The 17,797-nt window shown below is 34.9% G+C and carries 25 protein-coding genes; 24 read left to right on the top strand and 1 reads right to left on the bottom strand.

What is annotated here, in order from left to right; translation table 11 throughout:
* Positions 1-286 precede the first annotated feature (286 nt).
* Genes ILT06_RS10790 through ILT06_RS10770 form a run of 5 tightly spaced genes read left to right on the top strand, consistent with a single transcriptional unit; the run spans position 287 to position 2,183 of the window.
* Complete coding sequence (locus ILT06_RS10790) at positions 287-715, top strand: hypothetical protein (RefSeq protein ID WP_222655074.1); 429 nt, start codon at positions 287-289, stop codon at positions 713-715.
* A gap of 2 nt (positions 716-717) precedes the next feature.
* Positions 718-885: a hypothetical protein gene (locus tag ILT06_RS10785; RefSeq protein WP_222655073.1), complete on the top strand. Its 168-nt coding sequence runs from the start codon at positions 718-720 to the stop codon at positions 883-885.
* Positions 882-1,421, top strand: coding sequence for an ERCC4 domain-containing protein (locus ILT06_RS10780; protein ID WP_222655072.1), 540 nt, complete (start codon positions 882-884; stop codon positions 1,419-1,421). The genes ILT06_RS10785 and ILT06_RS10780 overlap by 4 nt, the downstream gene beginning before the upstream one ends.
* A gap of 1 nt (position 1,422) precedes the next feature.
* Positions 1,423-1,695, top strand: a complete 273-nt coding sequence (locus ILT06_RS10775) for a hypothetical protein (protein WP_222655071.1) — start codon at positions 1,423-1,425, stop codon at positions 1,693-1,695.
* A gap of 50 nt (positions 1,696-1,745) precedes the next feature.
* Positions 1,746-2,183 (top strand): hypothetical protein, encoded by a 438-nt coding sequence (locus tag ILT06_RS10770; RefSeq protein WP_222655070.1) that lies wholly within the window; start codon positions 1,746-1,748, stop codon positions 2,181-2,183.
* A gap of 342 nt (positions 2,184-2,525) precedes the next feature.
* On the opposite strand, the gene ILT06_RS10765 is transcribed toward ILT06_RS10770, so the two are convergent.
* A complete protein-coding gene (locus ILT06_RS10765) occupies positions 2,526-3,350 on the bottom strand; it encodes a hypothetical protein (protein WP_222655069.1) in 825 nt (274 codons plus the stop codon).
* Positions 3,351-3,451: 101 nt separating this feature from the next.
* On the opposite strand from ILT06_RS10765, the gene ILT06_RS10760 reads away from it, so the two are divergent.
* From ILT06_RS10760 to ILT06_RS10675, 19 genes are all read left to right on the top strand, one after another.
* The gene (locus ILT06_RS10760) at positions 3,452-3,838 is read left to right on the top strand and encodes a hypothetical protein (RefSeq protein WP_222655068.1); all 387 of its coding nucleotides are present in this window, start codon (positions 3,452-3,454) and stop codon (positions 3,836-3,838) included.
* Between the two features lie 205 nt (positions 3,839-4,043).
* The gene (locus ILT06_RS10755) at positions 4,044-4,223 is read left to right on the top strand and encodes a sporulation protein Cse60 (protein ID WP_222655067.1); all 180 of its coding nucleotides are present in this window, start codon (positions 4,044-4,046) and stop codon (positions 4,221-4,223) included.
* A 149-nt stretch (positions 4,224-4,372) separates the two neighbouring features.
* On the top strand, positions 4,373-4,504 hold the full coding sequence (locus ILT06_RS32475; RefSeq protein ID WP_261784490.1) for a hypothetical protein: 132 nt from the start codon (positions 4,373-4,375) through the stop codon (positions 4,502-4,504).
* 46 nt (positions 4,505-4,550) lie between these two features.
* Positions 4,551-4,874, top strand: coding sequence for a hypothetical protein (locus ILT06_RS10750; RefSeq protein ID WP_222655066.1), 324 nt, complete (start codon positions 4,551-4,553; stop codon positions 4,872-4,874).
* The gene (locus tag ILT06_RS10745) at positions 4,871-5,263 is read left to right on the top strand and encodes an HNH endonuclease (RefSeq protein ID WP_222655065.1); all 393 of its coding nucleotides are present in this window, start codon (positions 4,871-4,873) and stop codon (positions 5,261-5,263) included. Before ILT06_RS10750 ends, ILT06_RS10745 begins: the two co-directional genes overlap by 4 nt.
* 85 nt (positions 5,264-5,348) lie before the next feature.
* A complete protein-coding gene (locus tag ILT06_RS10740; RefSeq protein WP_222655064.1) occupies positions 5,349-5,786 on the top strand; it encodes a P27 family phage terminase small subunit in 438 nt (145 codons plus the stop codon).
* Positions 5,783-7,510 carry a terminase large subunit gene (locus ILT06_RS10735; protein WP_222655170.1) on the top strand — a complete coding sequence of 576 codons (1,728 nt, stop codon included), beginning with the start codon at positions 5,783-5,785 and terminating at the stop codon, positions 7,508-7,510. Before ILT06_RS10740 ends, ILT06_RS10735 begins: the two co-directional genes overlap by 4 nt.
* Before the next feature lie 65 nt (positions 7,511-7,575).
* Positions 7,576-8,052, top strand: coding sequence for a hypothetical protein (locus ILT06_RS10730; protein WP_222655063.1), 477 nt, complete (start codon positions 7,576-7,578; stop codon positions 8,050-8,052).
* Positions 8,053-8,066: 14 nt separating this feature from the next.
* Positions 8,067-9,251 carry a phage portal protein gene (locus ILT06_RS10725; RefSeq protein ID WP_222655169.1) on the top strand — a complete coding sequence of 395 codons (1,185 nt, stop codon included), beginning with the start codon at positions 8,067-8,069 and terminating at the stop codon, positions 9,249-9,251.
* Positions 9,241-9,822, top strand: a complete 582-nt coding sequence (locus ILT06_RS10720) for an HK97 family phage prohead protease (RefSeq protein WP_222655062.1) — start codon at positions 9,241-9,243, stop codon at positions 9,820-9,822. The genes ILT06_RS10725 and ILT06_RS10720 overlap by 11 nt, the downstream gene beginning before the upstream one ends.
* A gap of 1 nt (position 9,823) precedes the next feature.
* Positions 9,824-11,134 (top strand): phage major capsid protein, encoded by a 1,311-nt coding sequence (locus tag ILT06_RS10715; protein WP_222655061.1) that lies wholly within the window; start codon positions 9,824-9,826, stop codon positions 11,132-11,134.
* A 1-nt stretch (position 11,135) separates the two neighbouring features.
* The gene (locus ILT06_RS10710) at positions 11,136-11,396 is read left to right on the top strand and encodes a head-tail connector protein (RefSeq protein WP_086709356.1); all 261 of its coding nucleotides are present in this window, start codon (positions 11,136-11,138) and stop codon (positions 11,394-11,396) included.
* Positions 11,377-11,706 carry a hypothetical protein gene (locus ILT06_RS10705; RefSeq protein ID WP_222655060.1) on the top strand — a complete coding sequence of 110 codons (330 nt, stop codon included), beginning with the start codon at positions 11,377-11,379 and terminating at the stop codon, positions 11,704-11,706. Before ILT06_RS10710 ends, ILT06_RS10705 begins: the two co-directional genes overlap by 20 nt.
* On the top strand, positions 11,696-12,025 hold the full coding sequence (locus ILT06_RS10700; protein ID WP_222655059.1) for a hypothetical protein: 330 nt from the start codon (positions 11,696-11,698) through the stop codon (positions 12,023-12,025). The genes ILT06_RS10705 and ILT06_RS10700 overlap by 11 nt, the downstream gene beginning before the upstream one ends.
* Positions 12,025-12,402 carry an HK97-gp10 family putative phage morphogenesis protein gene (locus ILT06_RS10695; RefSeq protein ID WP_222655058.1) on the top strand — a complete coding sequence of 126 codons (378 nt, stop codon included), beginning with the start codon at positions 12,025-12,027 and terminating at the stop codon, positions 12,400-12,402. Before ILT06_RS10700 ends, ILT06_RS10695 begins: the two co-directional genes overlap by 1 nt.
* 11 nt (positions 12,403-12,413) lie before the next feature.
* On the top strand, positions 12,414-13,049 hold the full coding sequence (locus tag ILT06_RS10690) for a major tail protein (RefSeq protein ID WP_222655057.1): 636 nt from the start codon (positions 12,414-12,416) through the stop codon (positions 13,047-13,049).
* A gap of 10 nt (positions 13,050-13,059) precedes the next feature.
* A complete protein-coding gene (locus ILT06_RS10685) occupies positions 13,060-13,446 on the top strand; it encodes a hypothetical protein (protein WP_222655056.1) in 387 nt (128 codons plus the stop codon).
* A gap of 246 nt (positions 13,447-13,692) precedes the next feature.
* Complete coding sequence (locus tag ILT06_RS10680; protein WP_222655055.1) at positions 13,693-16,980, top strand: phage tail tape measure protein; 3,288 nt, start codon at positions 13,693-13,695, stop codon at positions 16,978-16,980.
* A complete protein-coding gene (locus ILT06_RS10675; protein WP_222655054.1) occupies positions 16,977-17,786 on the top strand; it encodes a phage tail domain-containing protein in 810 nt (269 codons plus the stop codon). The genes ILT06_RS10680 and ILT06_RS10675 overlap by 4 nt, the downstream gene beginning before the upstream one ends.
* Positions 17,787-17,797 lie beyond the last annotated feature (11 nt).

Genomic DNA, 17,797 nt, shown 5'->3' with positions numbered 1-17,797 from the left:
TTAATAACTACCTGTAAATGCAGTCGTATCAAGGGTTTAACTTATCTGTTATATATATTTAGTTATTTTTGTTATTGGTTTTTTATATAAACAAAAAAATAAAAAATAAATATAAGTATATTAGGAGCCGTAATACCCAAACACCGATAACTTTAATAACGGTTTTGGCGTAATCCCTTGTGGCTGTAAGGTTTGGACGAGTTATTAAAGGTTTTTTTCAGTAACTTTTGAGCTTTTTAAACTAACTTTTTCATTTTTTAATAACTCGAAGGGAGCTTATACAAAAATGAAGGTACTACTAATTTTAAGTACGATTTGGAAATCAGGTGCAAATATCTATCTTGATGAAAAAGACAATCAAGTTGCGATAAAGAAACAAAATTTAATTCCAACGGAAGTTATGCAAGCGGCCGAACAAAACTATCAAGCTATTTATAATTGGTTTAAATCTTGGAAAGGTGAAAGTTCGGAAAAAATCACGTTAGTGAAGATATTTCATCACTTTTGCGGATGGCAGCATAATGAGAAATTACATAAGTGGTTACTTGATGAAGAAGATTCGTTGCAATTGTTTTATGACTGGACGATTGTACTTGCTAAGAACGGATGGACAGATATGTATGAGGATTATCGGCCATTTGAAAATGATGAATCGAATGCAATGGCAAGGAAGATATATGAACGGGCGGTTTTATATGCAAGGAAAGGAGCTTGAGAATGAAAGCATTAGTTGAAATTGAAATAACCGGTGAATTTGAAGAACCATTAACAAATGATGGTGTAATCGATATTTTAAATTTCGTTATCTGTGAAGGTGCGGAAGCTGGTTGTTTAGATGGTAAATACCGAATTATTCAAGTGTATGAAGAAGGTGTGTCTGAATGATCCGTTTCCATTACACAGATAAAGAAATAACTAACATTCTTAAAACACTCACAATCGTTATCGATACTCGTGAGAATGTAAATGGTCATATCCTTGATTATTTAAATCAAAAAGATATACCAGTAAAAATTCAAAAATTAGATACGGGCGATTATGGCTGCATGATTCCTAAAAATGAAGAGTTAGGGATACAACGGGATATTTACTTAGATAGCCGAGTAGAACGAAAAGCCCATATGGATGAGATCACAGGGAACTTACAAAAGGATACTCAAACAGCATTTGAAAATGAGTTAATTCGTTCGAAAGATATTCCATTCACGCTAATTGTGGAGGACCTAAAAGGTTATGAAAAGATGCTAAAAGGTCAGTATCGTTCGAAATACAACCCATTAGCGTTACTTGGAAGACTTAATACATTTAAAGCAAAGTACGGTTTTGAAATTGTGTATTTAGATAACAAGTACAGCGGTAACTGGATATATTACCACTTTTATTATCAAGCAAAACATTATCTTAAAACAGGAGCTTTTTAATATGACTTATTCTCGTGAAGAACAAGAAACTACATTGGTTTTTGATAATAGTAAAGGGCAGTGGAATGTTTACTCTACTGTTCCTAAGCACATTCGAAAACTTAGTAATCTATGTGAATTACAAACCTTAGAAGAAGAGGATGGAAGACCAACAGCTGTTAAAGGCATTCTTCAAGAAAAACAAGTAACAATGAAGAATTTACGAGTTATGACGGAAGAACAAAGAATGAAAGCGGCTGAAAGACTTTCTAAGGCTAGAAACGTACAGAAATAACAGGAAAACTTTAGTTCCAATATCAATCTAATACAAAAGGAGCCTGAACCATGACAAACGTAAAATTGAACGTATTATTCAAGAAAATGCAAAAGGACGATAAAAAGGAAGTTTTACAGTTTCATGTATTAAGTGATGAATTACCACATGCTAATGAGTTGTTAAAAATGCCAGGTACTATTGTTCATCTAACTGTGGAGAAAAGTGATGTTGAACCAATCGGTGCGGAGTTCGCAAATATTCAACGTGATAGCAAGAAAACAGCAATTAAATTAAATGTAAAACGTGATGCAAAAGGTGTAGTAAATCAGCTTTATCCTTTCGCCGGGGGAAATGTTGATATCATTCTTGAGCCTTCCCAAATGTCGATTGATGAGTTCTATGAAGAGCCACATGAAGGAGTGGGGTATAACGTTAACCCTGATGGGACAACGGAAGTTGCTCCTGGTCAATTAAAGATTGTTGATGATGAAAAAGTAGCTGAATAAATAATTGTCCTGGGTTTCGGCTCAGGATATCGATTATAAATTGAAAGGATGGATCGATATGCATCACTGTGAAAAATGCCTAGAGTATTTTGAGGACGAAGAAGAATATCTAATTCATTTACCAGAATGCGAATATTAATCGGAAAACGTTATTAAATTTCATTTTGCTGAAAAAACGGCTTATCAGATTGAGAAAAAACTAAAGTGTTTTTCTTCCCTAATGTAATTCATCATGTGGACGGTAAAACGCCTTAGAAAGGAAAATAAACATATTTTATGAAATTTATAGTTATTAAGGAGAAAGTAAAGATAAAACCACCCTAAAAAGGATGGTCAAATGTTTTACTTCTTAAATTTTTCAACAGTCGCTGCGATAAATTTTCTAGCCGATTGAATCTTACTTTCCTTTTCAAGTTGATGAATTTTTTCATCAAGTATTAATTCAATCGCAACCTTGACATTAGGAAATAATTCTAAACATGTTTTTTCGTCTAATTCATGTATTCCTTTGCTAAGGATCCCATATAGTTTTCTATTTTCAACAAGAAAACCTGGAAGATAAGTTTTTAACATTAGTATTTTCTCATCCATTTTAGAGCATTGGAAAGCATCATCGTCAAAGGAATCGTCTTTTTGTGCCTCTTGCCTACATTCTTCAATTAGATTTTCAAAAATTCTACGTAGGTAAACAAATGAACCAGCTCCGATTCCATGGGAATATAATCCGATGGCCTTTGAAAAGTCACGGTAGTCACTTTTTAGGATTTTCCGATATTTATCTATAGAGTGTAATTCTAAAGATGCGATAGATGGAAATTGTCCAACCTTAGTTATTTCATTGTTGATAATCCGAATCATAAATGAGTACAAATGTGAACTATCTCGTTGACATTTAAAGGTTAAATTAATAGGGTCTGGATGAGTGTTTAATCTGTTTATTACTTTAGCTGGATCTGGATCTGCATTGAGATATAATACAAGGCCTTTTTTATCGTGAAATTTAAATGTAGAATCTTTTTTACATTCAATACAATAACAATCAAACTGAATATCAGAGCAATCATTAAATATTTGTTCTAATTCAATAGCGTTGGTTTCATTAAAAGGAATAGGTTCGTATAAACCAAGTTGTAATAAAAGGTAATGTGCATCTATTTTGTTTGACATAATTTATCCTTTCGTAGTTGTTTTTATTATTAGTATAGCAAATTTAAAAGGAATAGTTTGGTAATATATTGAGTTTTAAAAGAAAGTAGGTGAATCATCATTTGTTTGACTGGCTGAAAGACTATCAGAAATTAGAAGAACGAATCGCATACTTAGATTACAACTTAGATAAAGCAAAAGCTGAATTAAAACGCTGGGTCAGTGGTGATTTGCGAGAGGTACGTTTAACCGCTGAATCGGAAGGTGCAAAGGTAGAAGAACGTATTGAAGCAATTGAATATGAGTTAGCACATAAGATGAATGATATGTACAAACTGAAAAAGTTAATTCGGACATTTAAAGGATTAGAACATAGAATTGCATATTTCAAGTATGTGGAAGGCATGACATTAGAGAAGGTTGCTGAACATCTAAATTACAGTCCACAATATATTTATAACAAACATGCTGAAATGAGAGGGAAAGTTGAGTACTCAAATAGAACTTAACATTTACTTAAGGTAAGGCATCATTATACAAACCATTGAAAATATGAATTATAGTAATAACATAAGAAATTGACGAAAGGGCAACTGGTGCACGGTTGCTCTTTTATTAATAAAATCATTTCAAAAAAGTCACTTTTTGTAGGAGTATTTGTATTGTTGTCGAATAATTATTAGAACAGCAAGAATTAGAAATGGAGATGATTTTATGATACAAACAGTTGTTGTTAGTTCAACTAAAGCAAACGAATTACAAGAAAAGGTGAATGGAGAGCTTAAAACTTTAGCGGATCAATCTGTTGAAATAGTTGATATTAAACTTTCTGTTACTGCTGGGACGCATTATTATAATAATGTTGCTATGATTATTTATAAAACAGTAGAGTAACTTAATATATGTCAATTAGCTCAAAGCATTCCTTAGGGAGTGCTTTTTATATTGTAAAGAATTGTAATGGAATGTTAATATTTTTATAATTTAATTTAAAGATATTTGTAACACCTCTTATTGTATGATGAAAAACAGGAGGTGATTGCATGTCTAAAATTGATATGCTATTAAATGCATGGGTGATATTGCTCAAGCAACCAGTTATTTTTTGTTTGGTTGTGTTTGCAATACTTGGAGCTATCGCATTAATATTCAATAAATTAAAGTACCTATATTAATGGGTGCTTTTTATTATATAAAAATTATATAGGTGGTGTTAAGTAAATGATTACTGAAATTAGAAAAACAATATCAGGTACAGAGTATTGGGATAACAAAGAAAAACGAAGTCTATTTGTACCAACTGGTGAAGAACCAGGATTCGAAGTTACTGTTAATCCTGAGAGTATGATCATTAAGCATGCTGATAATAAAGTAGTTGGTGTGGAAGTAATTGATACCGATACTGAAATTAACCTGGATGATATGAATGCTGAAGAGTTACTATCCTTTGCTAAAGAGAATGATATCGAAGTACCAGGTAAGTTAAAGAAAGAAGAAACAATTCGTAATCATATTGTTGAGCAATTAACGATTGATACTAAATGAAGTACTGTGACTTCAACGGCTGTCATAACAAGATAAGCAAAGGACGTTATTGTGAAGAACATAAGCGTAACAAACCAAGGAAGAAGAAAGACAAGAAGAACATCTATCATCATGAGAACAAACCATTCTATCGTACTGATGCATGGAAGTATGTCAGGTCAAAAGTATATGAAAGAGAGAATGGCTGCTGTCAAAGATGTGGAGGGTTCGTCTTTGGTAGGCGTGCTCATGTTCATCACATAATACCAATCAAAGAAGATGAAACACTTAAATTAGAAGAGAATAACCTAAGATTGCTTTGTCCAGTTTGTCATACAATCGAAGAAAATGAAGATAAACCAAAAAAAGTTTTTCCGAGTTATTTCGAAAGCCCCCCGGTCAAAAATTAAAATTTGTCTTCTGGGGAGGATAGGTAGCGTAGGGGGCATTTCTATCGTTAGACAACATTTTTAAAAAAATAAAGGGGGGTGTGAAATGTCTACGAAAAAAGAGCGTCAAAAAATTGTTGCCGATAAAACAGAAGCTGAGAAAAATCGGATATTAAAAATAATGCGTGATGCAGATATTTACACCCTTACTTTAGATCCATTAATTGAATCATATTTAGATATTTTCGAAGTTTATATGACGATGTTTATCGAATGGAAAGAGAAAGGGTTTCCGCCGACGCAGCAACATACAAATAAAGCTGGTGCTACAAATAATTCAAAGCATCCATTGGCGCAGCAGGTGGAAACTTGGTCTGATAAAAAAACAAAAGCATTGGATTTATTGGGGCTTACTAACAGAGCCAAAGCAGGTAGACAAATCACTGGCGGTTCTACTGTTGGTAAAACTGAAACGATTGAAAAACCTAAAGCAGTAGTTAATGAATTGGATGAACATCGTAATAAATGGCGTGGTGCAAAATGATTGAACGTGGCGTTAACTATGCAGATATTTATGCAAAACAAGTAAGAAAGAATCCTAAAAAATATCCCGATACTATCAAAGCAATGGTAGATCGTTATTATAAATGGAAAAAGCGTAAAGATATTTGGTTCGATGTGGACCGTGCTAATGAAATGATGGATTGGGTTGAAACGTTTGTCCGTCATACTAAAGGTGATTTAGCTGGACAACCTTTTATTCTTGAGGATTGGGAGAAGTTTGCTTATTCCTGTATATATGGATGGCTTCATAAAAATGAAAAAGGCAAAGTTGTTCGAGTTATCCGGGAAGCTTACATTCAAGTTCCTAAGAAGAATGGTAAAACTTTAATCGGTGTTGGTGCTCTTGGTTATGCGATGTACGGTGAAGGCGTACTCAGCGCCGATTGTTATTGTTGTGCGAGCGATTTTAACCAGGCTCAATATGCAGCAAAGCCATTTGCAGCAACAATTATGAACCATGATGTATTAATGGATTGCTCACACATTTATAAAGGACCAAAAGGTACGATTTCCAGTGTGACATATGATTATATTCGTGATGATTTGGCTTATCAGAACCAATTCATTGTAATGAGTAAAAACATTCAATCCATTGAAGGTTCCAATCCACACTTCATTTTAAACGATGAGCTTCATGCTCAAGAAAATATGGATCAATACGACAACTTTAAATCAGCGCAGGTTTCTCGTGCGGAGCCGATTATGTTTAATATATCAACGGCTGGTAAAGGTTCTTCATCGGTTGGTATGCGAGTATATCGTGAAGCAAAAGAAGTATTGAAACGTGATGATAATGACTCAAGTTTCGTCATGATATACGAACCTAACAAGAATTATGATTGGACCGACCGTAATGTTTGGGCAATGGTTAATCCAAATATCGGTGTGTCTGTGACGATGAGTGCACTTGAAACAGAATTCATTTCAGCATCACGTTCAGCGCATAAAAAAGCCGAATTCCTTTCTAAACATTTGAATGTATTCGTAAATGGGGCTGAAAACTTCTTTGAGCAAGGACAAGTTGAACATGTTCTTGTGGAAAATCTGGGCGATTTAACAGGTGAAACTTGCTATATCGGTTTAGATTTATCGAAAACAACCGATTTAACATGTGTAAGCTTGAATTTCCCTAACGCTGGTTATACCGAAGATGGAAAGTCAATTTTAAAGGTTAAACAAATGTATTTCGTACCAACTGAAGATATTGAACATCGTGAAAAAGAAGATAACGTTCCATATACTGATATGGCTGAGCGTGGCTTTGTTACTTTTTGTGATGGAAAGATGATAAATCAGGACCAGGTTATGGATTATATTGTGGAATGTTTAAATTTGTATGATGTACAACAAATAAACTATGATCCAGCGATGTCTCAAAAGTTAATTGAAAAACTTGAGAATCTTGGTCTTGAATGTATTTCTGTAGGTCAGTATCCTAACGTTATGAATGCGATGATGGATGATTCAGAAATACTTATTTACGAAAAACGTATAATGACCGACAATCCTTTGTTTGTTTATTGCGCTCTTAACGTTGTAGTTGTAACAAATATTAACGGAATGAAAGCCCCAAGTAAGCGACAGTCCAAAAAGAAGATTGATGGATTTGTTGCTTTTTTATGTGCCCATAAAGAAACGATGATGGTTATGGATAGCATAACAGAAGAGGGAATGGATGAATTGATTGGTGATATTTATCGATAAAAAAGTAGTTTTATATCTTATCAGTTATACTAAATATAAATATTAATTGATAAGGAAGTGCTATTATGAAAGATTTTATACCGTTATTTTCTTCTATTACAACAGCTGTAGCTACTTTGGGGGCTGTTTACTTTACTCAGCTATGGAGTAGAAAAACTCAAAAGGATTTATTTGAACAACAAGTTATTCGAGATGAGAAAAAAGAAAAAAGAAATGAATTGAAAGAAACCTTAGAAGTTTATAATAAAATCCTTAAAATTCATGGGGAAAATTCAGTAGTAATCGATGTAGCTGATAAGCTTGAAGAATTTGATTTTAATGTATATCAAAAAGAGGTTCGACCAATTCTTTATGAAAAGTATCATTTGTTGCAGGAGGAAGTCGCAGAGAGAGTAGCTCTTATGGACCAGGTTATTAAAAATTGCAATTTCTTTCAAGAAGTCGAAAGAGAAGATCATATAGAACTTTGTGGAAATTACAATAGATTAATCCGTATTATGAGGCAGAATATATATAATTTCCGTAAGGAAGATAAGTCGTGAAAGGCGGTGAGAAATTGGGTTTAAGGGATAGGTTTTCAAATTACTTATTTAAAAAGGCTGAAAAGCGAGGTTATCTTGATGATGTTTTAGGAAAAAGTATTCGTTACGGCGGTGTATATGTAACAGATTCAAATATCTTGCAGTCTAGTGATGTTTATGAATTATTACAGGATATTAGTAATCAAATGGTATTGGCTGATATTGTTGTGGAGGATGAATTCGGTAATGAAACTAAAGATGATATTGCACTTCAAATCTTAAGGAATCCGAACAACTATCTTACACAATCTGAATTCATTAAATTAATGACGAATACCTATTTACTCGAGGGAGAAACATTCCCGATATTAAATGGTGCTCAAATACATTTAGCTTCAAATGTTTTTACAGAGTTAGATGATAATTTAGTAGAGCATTTTAATATTGGTGGTCACGAAATACCTCCATTTATGATTCGGCATGTGAAAAATATTGGTGCAGATCATTTAAGAGGAAAAGGTCTTCTTGATTTGGGAAGAGATACACTTGAGGGTGTTATGTCAGCTGAGAAAACTTTAACTGACAAATATAAAAAGGGTGGACTATTAGCATTCCTGTTAAATTTGGATGCTCATATCAATCCACAGAATGGTGCACAGTCAAAGTTAATCAATGCAATTTTAGATCAATTAGAATCAATTGATGAATCTAGGTCTGTAAAAATGATTCCTCTTGGAAAAGGATACTCAATTGATACGCTTAAAAGCCCGCTAGACGATGAAAAGACCCTAGCATACCTAAATGTATATAAAAAGGATTTAGGTAAGTATTTAGGTATAAATGTGGATACATACACAGAGTTAATCAAAGAAGATATTGAGAAAGCAATGATGTATATCCATAACAAAGCAGTTAGACCAATAATGAAAAATTTTGAAGACCATTTGAGTCTTCTTTTTTATGGCCAAAATTCAGGGAAACGTATCAAATTTAAGATTAATATTCTTGATTTTGTTACTTATAGCAACAAAACGAATATTGGTTACAACCTTGTGCGTACAGCCATTACTTCACCTGATAATGTCGCCGATATGCTTGGATTCCCTATACAAGGTACAAAGGAATCAAAAGCTATATACATTTCAAATGACTTGACTGAAATCGGCAAGAAAGAAGCGGCCGATGGTTCATTGGGAGGAGGTGAAGAGAATGAAAATTGAGGTCCGAGGTAATCAAGTCATACTTGATGGCTATGTAAATGTTGTGGACAGAGAAAGTCGGATGTTGCCTTCTCCGAGGGGATATTTCAAAGAAAGAATTGTTCCTAAGGCGTTTGAAAAAGCGTTAAAGAAAGCGAAGAATGTGGACTTGCTTTTTAACCACAATAAAACTAGAAAGCTTGGCTCTATTGAAAGTGGAAATTTGGAATTGTATGAAGACAATATTGGTTTAAGGGCCATTGCTACAGTTACAGATGAACAAGTGATTGAGAAAGCAAGAAATAAAGAATTACGTGGCTGGTCATTTGGTTTTGTTTCTGAAAAAGATTCCTGGGAAGAAGGTGAATCTGGTGTTCAAAAACGATCTATTGAAGAATTAGAGCTTTTAGAAGTTTCTATTTTGGATATGACACCAGCCTATGTTGCGACTTCCATTGAAACCAGAGGCGAAAATACAGCCATGATTGAAATGAGAAGTGAAGAAGCAGCTGTAAAAACAGTTGTGGAAGATGATACAGAAGAAAGAAACAACATTATTAAACAAATAAAAAAAGTTATGGAGGAAATGTAACATGAAATTAAAAGAAATCTTAAAAGCATCTCAAGCACGAAATAAGGCTCGATTAGCAGAATTGCAAGGTAAAGTAGAGAAGGGTGAAGTTCGTTCAGAAGAATTAGCAGCGGTTAAGGCTGAAGTAGAAGCATTAACAAAAGAAGCGCAAACTCTTGCTGATGAAATTGCGAAATTAGAAGCAGCCGAAAAAGAAGAAAATCCGGACAAAAAGAAAGAAGAAGATCCAGATAAAAAAGAAGACCCAGCAGCAAAAGAAAATTCAGATACAAAAACTGAACTGTCAGAAGAGCAACGTTCTGAAATCATGGCAGCTATTGGAACAGGTCTTTCTACTAAAGGTCATAAATCTACTAAAAACAAAGAAAAGGAAACTCGTTCAGCTTTTGCAAACTATATTGTAGGTAACATTGATGAAACAGAAGCCCGTGCATTAGGCTTAGTTACTGGAAATGGTTCTGTTACTATTCCAGATTTCTTAAGTAAAGAAATTATTACGTATGCTCAAGAAGAAAACTTCTTACGTCGATTAGGAACGGGAGTAAAAACAAAAGAAAATATTAAGTATCCTGTATTAGTTAAAAAAGCAGAAGCTCAAGGTCATAAAACTGAGCGAACAAATAATGAAATCCCAGAAACAGATATTGAGTTCGATGAAATCGAATTATCACCAACGGAATTTGATGCGCTTGCTACTGTAACGAAAAAGTTATTAGCACGTACAGGTTTACCGATTGAACAAATCGTTATGGACGAGTTGAAAAAAGCTTATGTTCGTAAAGAAACTCAATATATGGTTAATGGTGATGAACCTAATAACATCAATGATGGTGCGTTAGCAAAGAAAGCCGTTGAATTTAAAACGGAAGAAAAGGATCTATACAATTCATTAGTAATCATGAAAAATACACCTGTTAAAGAAGTACGTAAAAAAGCACGATGGGTGTTAAATACAGCAGCACTAACAAAAATTGAAACAATGAAAACAGATGATGGTTTCCCATTACTTCGTCCGTTTAACCAAGCGGAAGGTGGAATTGGTTATACATTATTAGGATTCCCTGTTGAGGAAGAAGATGCAATTGACATTGCAGGCGAACCAGATACGCCAGTCTTCTACTTTGGTGACTTCTCTAAATTCTATATTCAAGATGTCATTGGATCGTTAGAAGTACAAAAATTAGTTGAGTTATTCTCACGTACAAACCGTGTAGGTTTCCGTATCTGGAACTTACTAGATGCACAATTAATTCATTCACCATTTGAAGTGCCAGTTTATAAGTATGTTTTAAAAGCAGCAACTGGAGCTTAATATGGATGATTTAACTGAGAAACTAAAATCTCATATTCATTGGGAAGAGGGCATGGATGATTCTATGCTCTCTTTTTATATCAATCAAGCAAAGACTTATGTAAAGAATGCGACAGGCAAACAGACCGAGTATTTAATTATTATGGTCGCCGGCATTTTCTATGATTACAGGGTCGCTGAAAAAGAATTAGGCCAGGCACTTGATGCTTTAACACCGTTCTTTGTCCAGGAGGTTTTTGTCGATGAAGAGACAGACAAATAAACTCAGATGGATGGGAGAACTACTTAAATTAGGAGAGACCATTGATTCAGAAACAGACCGTCCTATTATGGGGTATCCATTAGAACGGAAAATTCGCTATAACAACATTGGAGTTACGGCCACTGATAAATTTACAACAAAAGATACGAATGAAATTGTAAAGAAAATTGAAGTGCGTATTGATCGAGAGATTGAAAACAATCAAAAGGATTACCGTGTAAAAGTTGGTGGGCGTATTTACGATATTGAGCGTATTTACGTAAAAGAAGAAGACCGACTAATGGAGGTGTCACTGTCTTATGCAAATTAGTTTTCAAGAGTTACGAGACATCATGAAGAAGTCAGGCATTCCAGTTTATCGTGATAGTGCACCCACAACAGCAAAGTATCCTTACATTGTGTATGAGTTTGTGAATGAACAGCATAAACGTGCATCATCAAGGGTTATGAAGTCAATGCCACTTTATCAGATTGCAGTTATTACAAGCGGTACTGAAAAAGATTATGAACCGTTAAAGGCTGTTTTTAACGATGCTGGCGTTTCTTATTCTCAATTTGATGGAATGGGTTATGACGAAAATGATGACACCATAACGCAATTCATAACGTATGTGAGGTGCATTCAGTAATGGCTAGTAATAATAACGGTTTTGCTGAAGCTTTAGAAGATATTAATACGCTATTACGAGTGAATAAAAAGGTCGAAATAGATGTATTAGACGAAGCAGCAAAGTATTTTGCGAGTAAATTAAAACCGCAAATCAAAGCATCCAATAAAAACAAACGGACACACTTAAGAGAGAGTCTAAAGGTAGTTATTAAAAATGATCGAGTGTCTGTGGAATTTGAAGATAAAGCCTGGTATTGGTATTTAGTTGAACATGGTCATAAAAAAGCAAATGGTAAGGGTCGTGTGAAAGGAAAACACTTTGTTCAGAATACCTTTGATGCAGAAGGCGATAAGATTGTCGATATTATGGCACAAAAAATAATAGATAGAATGTGAGGATGATAGAAATGGCAGCAACAAAAGAAAAAGAATTATTGTATCCAGTAGGTATTGAGTCATTGTATATTGCAATGATGGAAGGCGGTAAAGATACGAAAGCTCAGATTCCTACTTATGATAAAGAAATCTATCAAATGGATAATATCGTTGAGATTGGTATTGCTGGTAATAGTACAGTAACTCAAAAGTGGGCATCTAATAAATTATTCGTTAATGCGAGTAAAAACTCAAAATATACATTGTCTTTAAGTCATGTAGCTTTACCGCAATTCGTTAAAGATGCAATCTACGGTTATCTTGCTGAAAAAGGTGTTGTATTCAATAAAGCAACATTAAAAGAGTTTCCAATGTTTGCAGTTGGTTTTGTAGCTCCTTTAAGTGACGGTTCACGTATTGGTCGCTGGTATCCTCGTGTACAAGTTACACCAGGTGAAGAGAAATTTACTACCACAACGGAAGAAGCAGAAATTCAAGATCAAGCGTTAGCTATGGAAGCTACTCCTTTGCTATTCAATGATGTAACAGAAGTAGACTTTTCGGAAGCTCGTTCTTCAGCAACAGGTATTACTGTTGAGGATTTCATGAAACAAGTTATCTGTGATAAGTCGCAATTAGCAGAATTAGGTGGAACTACAGGACAATAGGAGGGATATTATGGCACGTTTAAGTGATTTAGTTAACGTTGAAATAAATTTAAGTAAAATCAAAATACAGGGCGTTGATATCCCTGTCATTTTTACATTTGAATCATTCCCTCATGTGGAAGAATCTTATGGGAAGCCGTATCATGAGTTTGAAAAAGAAATGAATGCTATGATGGCAAAAGGAGAATTCAGTTTAGGAGAAAACGAAGCAAAACTGATGCGCTCGTTGATTTATGCAATGGTACGCAGCGGTGGAACAGAGTGTACACCGACTGAAATTAAAAATGCCATTCCACTTTATGATGTACCTGGTATTTTCGAAGTAGTATTCGAAATTTTTCAAGGACAAAACTTCCAACACTCTGATATGGAGAAGTTGAAGAAAGAAAAAAAGTAAAGAACATACTGAATGAAAATGAAGAATCTCAGTCCGAGTTGGACTGGGATTTTTATTTTTATGTCGGTAATACGTTGCTCGGTTTAAACATGAATGATTTTTGGAAAATCACTCCTAATCATTTTTTAAAACAATACATTATGCATCTTAGATACAACAATCCTGATGCACTTGAAGAGAAAGCTGTAAAGCCACAAAGAGTTTATTTAGATCAGACTCCATTCTATTAAGAAATGAGGTGAAAATATGCCAGGGAATAAAGAAAGAAACGTTGTTCTTAATTTCAAGATGGATGGTCAAGTTCAGTATGCTCAGACATTGAAGCAAATTAACATGGTTATGAATAATGCAGCTAAGGAATATAAGAACCATATCGCAGCAATGGGACAAGATGCCACAATGACTGATAAATTAGCAGCTGAAAAGAAGAAACTTGAGATACAAATGGAAGCTGCTAAAAAGCGTACATCAATGTTACGTACAGAATTTGAAGCAATGTCTAAGGATACTAATACAACAGCCGAACAACTCAATAAAATGTACGGTAAATTACTTGATGCAGAACGTGCTGAAACTTCACTTAATAATGCAATGAAAAGGGTAAATGAAGGTCTTTCGGAGCAAGCCATTGAAGCACGAGAAGCACGTGGAGACATGGAGAAACTTGAAGCTAATACTAAACAACTAGAAGCTGAACAAAAGCGCCTGACGAGCTCATTTAAGCTCCAGAACGCTGAATTAGGCGCAAACGCTAGTGAAGCAGATAAGTTGGAATTAGCACAGAAACAATTACGTCAGCAGATGGAAATGACTGATAGAGTCGTCCACAACTTGGAACAACAATTAAGTGCAGCAAAGCGTGTATATGGTGAGAATTCCGCAGAAGTAAAGCAGCTCGAAACGAAATTAAATCAAGCGAAAACCACATTGAAGCAATTTGAGAATTCATTACAGAGTGTCGGTCGAAGTGGAGATCAAGCTGCAGACGGTATGGAGCAACTTGGTAAGAAATTAGACTTAAACAACATGATGGAAGCCACTCAAATACTACAAGGGATGTCACAACAGTTAATTGAACTTGGTAAATCTACTGTGGGTATAGCAATAGATTTCGATAGGTCTCAAAGGAAAATACAATCTTCATTAGGGTTAACTCAAAAAGGTGCAGAGAATCTTGGTAAGATTTCGCAAGACGTGTGGAAAAAGGGATTTGGTGAAAGCCTTGAAGAAGTTGATCAGGCTCTTATAAAAGTTTTTCAAAATATGCGAGATGTTCCGCATGAAGAATTACAAGGTGCATCTGAAAATGTTCTAACACTTGCTAAAGTCTATGACGTGGACTTAAACGAAGCCACTCGTGGTGCAGGACAAGTAATGAGCCAATTTGGATTATCTACTGAGAAAACATTTGATCTATTAGCAGCAGCTGCCCAAGAAGGGCTTAATTACTCAGATGAATTGTTTGACAACCTTTCAGAATATGTTCCCCTCTTCAAACAAGCAGGGTTCTCAGCTGAAGAGATGTTCACCATTCTTGCGAATGGAACTAAAAGCGGATCATACAATTTGGATTACATTAATGACCTTGTAAAAGAGTTTGGTATTCGTGTACAAGATGGATCTAAAGGTGTATCAGAAGGATTCGGCGATTTATCTGAAGAGACACAAAAAGTATGGGAATCATTCAACGAAGGAAAAGGAACCGCAGCGGATGTATTTAACGCTGTATTAGGTGACCTTCAAAAGATGGATGACAAAGTAAAGGCAAACCAAATTGGTGTTGCTCTATTTGGCGTGAAATGGGAAGACATGGGTGCAGAAGCAGTATTGAGTTTAAATAATGTTCATGGTGGTCTTGGTGATGTAAACGGCCGTATGGAAGAAATGAAAAAGCTTCAAGAAGAATCGTTGGGTCAACAATTCCAAAAGGCATTAAGGGAAACGCAAGCAGCTATTGAACCGCTTGGAGCAAAGCTTGCTGAACTAGCTAAAGATATTTTACCTCCGGTAGTAGAGGGGATTAAAACCTTAGTTGATGGGTTTACTAAATTGCCAGAACCAATTCAAAATTTTACTTTTATTTTTCTAGGATTAACTGCTGTAGTTGGTCTTTTAGCTCCTATTATTGCAGCTGTAGTTATATCTTGTTTAGCACTAGGTACCACGATTGGAACCGTTATGCTTATTATTGCTGGGATAGCTGCTGTAATTGCGGGCGTTATAGCAGTAATAAAAAATTGGGGAGCCATAACCGACTGGCTTTCTGAAAAGTGGTCCGAGTTTAAAGATTGGTTTGGTGAATTGTGGTCTGGTATAGTTCAGGCTTGTAGTGATGGATGGTCTTCCACAGTTGAGTACTTTTCCGATGCCTGGTCGTCATTCATTGAAATGATGCATGAATTTTTTGACCCAATAGGTCAGTTTTTTAGTGATTTATGGTCCGGAATTGTAGAAACAGCATCTTCTTGGTGGTCTTCCTTAGTAGAAACAGCATCTGAATTGTGGGGGTCATTGACGCAAGCATGGCAGGAAACTTGGAATACAATACTTACGGTTTTAGATCCAATTATTTCGGCGGTTTCTGTCGTTTTAGAAGCAGGGTGGTTGTTAATACAGGCAGGTGCGCAGATTGCTTGGGCTCTGATATCTAAATATATTGTTGACCCTATGAAAGAAATGTATGACTGGATGAGTACCCAAATTGGTGAACTTGTTACTTGGCTAAGTGAAAAATGGGAAATGGTGAAGTTAGCAACGCAAATTGCTTGGGCTTTGTGTAAGCAATATATTGTACAACCGGTGCAAGAAGCTTATAACACAGCAAAAGAGAAATTTGGTGACTTAAAAAATTGGATATTAGAAAACTGGGAAACTATAAAATCCTATACGCTCACAGCTTGGAATTTGGTGAAGAAATACGTGATTGATCCAGTAACTGAAGCTTATAACTCAACTAAACAAACATTTACTGATTTATATAATTCAGCTAAAGAAAAATTCGATTCTGTAAAGAATGCGGCACAAGAAAAGTTTGAAGCAGCCAAACGATTCATTATGGATCCAATAAAAGAGGCTGTTGATGGGGTGAAGGGATTCATCGATAAAATCAAAGGATTCTTTGATAATTTGAAGTTAAAAATCCCTAAACCAGAAATGCCTAAAATGCCACATTTCAATTTAGAAACAAGCACCAAAAACATAGCAGGTAAGGATATTACTTACCCATCCGGTATTGGTGTGGAATGGCGTGCTAAAGGTGGTATTTTCACTCGTCCTACTATTTTTGGAATGAACGGTGGGAATTTCCAAGGTGCAGGTGAAGCTGGGCCAGAGGGAGTTTTACCTTTAAATGAGAAAACACTTGGTGCAATTGGTAAAGGTATCGCTGATACCATGCCACAAACAAATGGTGATATTGTAGTTCATGTTTATGTGGACTCTGAAGAATTAAATACAAGACTTGCTCCTGGTATGAGTAAGCAGCTAAATCAGAACAATAGAATTAGCGCTCGTGGTCAAGGAGTGATTTTATGATTACACTAGATGATAAATATAGATTTGAAGATTTTGGTTTCATTTGTGAACCAGGTTATGACGACCCATTGACACCTTCTTTTTCACGGAAAACGTATAGTATTCCTGGAAGAGAAGGTGTTATTACTTATGGGACTGAAATAAAGGAAAAAGAATTTTCTTATCCATTGAAGATTATGGAAAGATTTCATACTGAAATGCAAATGAAATTTGAACGTTTTGCTTCCTTTTTCTTTGATAAGTATGGTAATCCACGGGAAATTAAAATGATTAGAGATTATGACCCAAGTAAGTATTATTTTGTGGAACTATCTCAACAAATGTTGCCGGAACGATTGCCAGAAGACGGGACGCTTGTACTACCCTTGGTTGCATATGATCCACGTGCTTATTCTATTGTAAAAAGTACAGATAAAATAACATGGGGTACACCTATTCCATTTACAACAAAAATCCCTTTTTCTTATAGATCGGGACAATCAAAGTATGATATAGATGCTCCGCAGAATTTAATTGTTAATAATATAGGTTTATTAGTTGTTCGACCTGTTGTGGAAATTTCAGGAACTGTTAAAGGTTTAACTCTTACTCTAAATGGTAAGAGTTTTTCTTTTGGAGACTTAAACAATGAAAACTTATTAATTGATGCAAAACATTACACGGTTATAAAAAATGGAAAGAACTATTTATTTAATGTGAAAGGCAACCTGGAGAATCTTGAACTTTCCCCGGGTGAAAATATGGTGAAAATTGATGGGGGTAATTTGAATTTGAAAATAACATTTAAATTTCAAGGTAAATATTGATAGGCGGTGAG

The sequence above is a fragment of the Bacillus sp. 17RED48 genome (genome assembly GCF_019837545.1).
Lineage (GTDB): Bacteria > Bacillota > Bacilli > Bacillales > Bacillaceae_G > Bacillus_A > Bacillus_A wiedmannii.
This window is presented reverse-complemented; position numbering and strand designations above follow the sequence as displayed.

Coding starts and splice junctions, on each gene's coding strand:
- ILT06_RS10790 (WP_222655074.1), top strand. CDS start 287: ATGAAGGTACTACTAATTTTAAGTACGATTTGGAAATCAGGTGCAAAT.
- ILT06_RS10780 (WP_222655072.1), top strand. CDS start 882: ATGATCCGTTTCCATTACACAGATAAAGAAATAACTAACATTCTTAAA.
- ILT06_RS10710 (WP_086709356.1), top strand. CDS start 11,136: ATGGATGATTTAACTGAGAAACTAAAATCTCATATTCATTGGGAAGAG.
- ILT06_RS10695 (WP_222655058.1), top strand. CDS start 12,025: ATGGCTAGTAATAATAACGGTTTTGCTGAAGCTTTAGAAGATATTAAT.
- ILT06_RS10675 (WP_222655054.1), top strand. CDS start 16,977: ATGATTACACTAGATGATAAATATAGATTTGAAGATTTTGGTTTCATT.
- ILT06_RS10730 (WP_222655063.1), top strand. CDS start 7,576: ATGAAAGATTTTATACCGTTATTTTCTTCTATTACAACAGCTGTAGCT.
- ILT06_RS10705 (WP_222655060.1), top strand. CDS start 11,377: ATGAAGAGACAGACAAATAAACTCAGATGGATGGGAGAACTACTTAAA.
- ILT06_RS10685 (WP_222655056.1), top strand. CDS start 13,060: ATGGCACGTTTAAGTGATTTAGTTAACGTTGAAATAAATTTAAGTAAA.
- ILT06_RS10765 (WP_222655069.1), bottom strand. CDS start 3,350: ATGTCAAACAAAATAGATGCACATTACCTTTTATTACAACTTGGTTTA.
- ILT06_RS10775 (WP_222655071.1), top strand. CDS start 1,423: ATGACTTATTCTCGTGAAGAACAAGAAACTACATTGGTTTTTGATAAT.
- ILT06_RS10740 (WP_222655064.1), top strand. CDS start 5,349: ATGTCTACGAAAAAAGAGCGTCAAAAAATTGTTGCCGATAAAACAGAA.
- ILT06_RS10680 (WP_222655055.1), top strand. CDS start 13,693: ATGCCAGGGAATAAAGAAAGAAACGTTGTTCTTAATTTCAAGATGGAT.
- ILT06_RS10750 (WP_222655066.1), top strand. CDS start 4,551: ATGATTACTGAAATTAGAAAAACAATATCAGGTACAGAGTATTGGGAT.
- ILT06_RS10715 (WP_222655061.1), top strand. CDS start 9,824: ATGAAATTAAAAGAAATCTTAAAAGCATCTCAAGCACGAAATAAGGCT.
- ILT06_RS10745 (WP_222655065.1), top strand. CDS start 4,871: ATGAAGTACTGTGACTTCAACGGCTGTCATAACAAGATAAGCAAAGGA.
- ILT06_RS10700 (WP_222655059.1), top strand. CDS start 11,696: ATGCAAATTAGTTTTCAAGAGTTACGAGACATCATGAAGAAGTCAGGC.
- ILT06_RS32475 (WP_261784490.1), top strand. CDS start 4,373: ATGTCTAAAATTGATATGCTATTAAATGCATGGGTGATATTGCTCAAG.
- ILT06_RS10735 (WP_222655170.1), top strand. CDS start 5,783: ATGATTGAACGTGGCGTTAACTATGCAGATATTTATGCAAAACAAGTA.
- ILT06_RS10690 (WP_222655057.1), top strand. CDS start 12,414: ATGGCAGCAACAAAAGAAAAAGAATTATTGTATCCAGTAGGTATTGAG.
- ILT06_RS10720 (WP_222655062.1), top strand. CDS start 9,241: ATGAAAATTGAGGTCCGAGGTAATCAAGTCATACTTGATGGCTATGTA.
- ILT06_RS10755 (WP_222655067.1), top strand. CDS start 4,044: ATGATACAAACAGTTGTTGTTAGTTCAACTAAAGCAAACGAATTACAA.
- ILT06_RS10785 (WP_222655073.1), top strand. CDS start 718: ATGAAAGCATTAGTTGAAATTGAAATAACCGGTGAATTTGAAGAACCA.
- ILT06_RS10770 (WP_222655070.1), top strand. CDS start 1,746: ATGACAAACGTAAAATTGAACGTATTATTCAAGAAAATGCAAAAGGAC.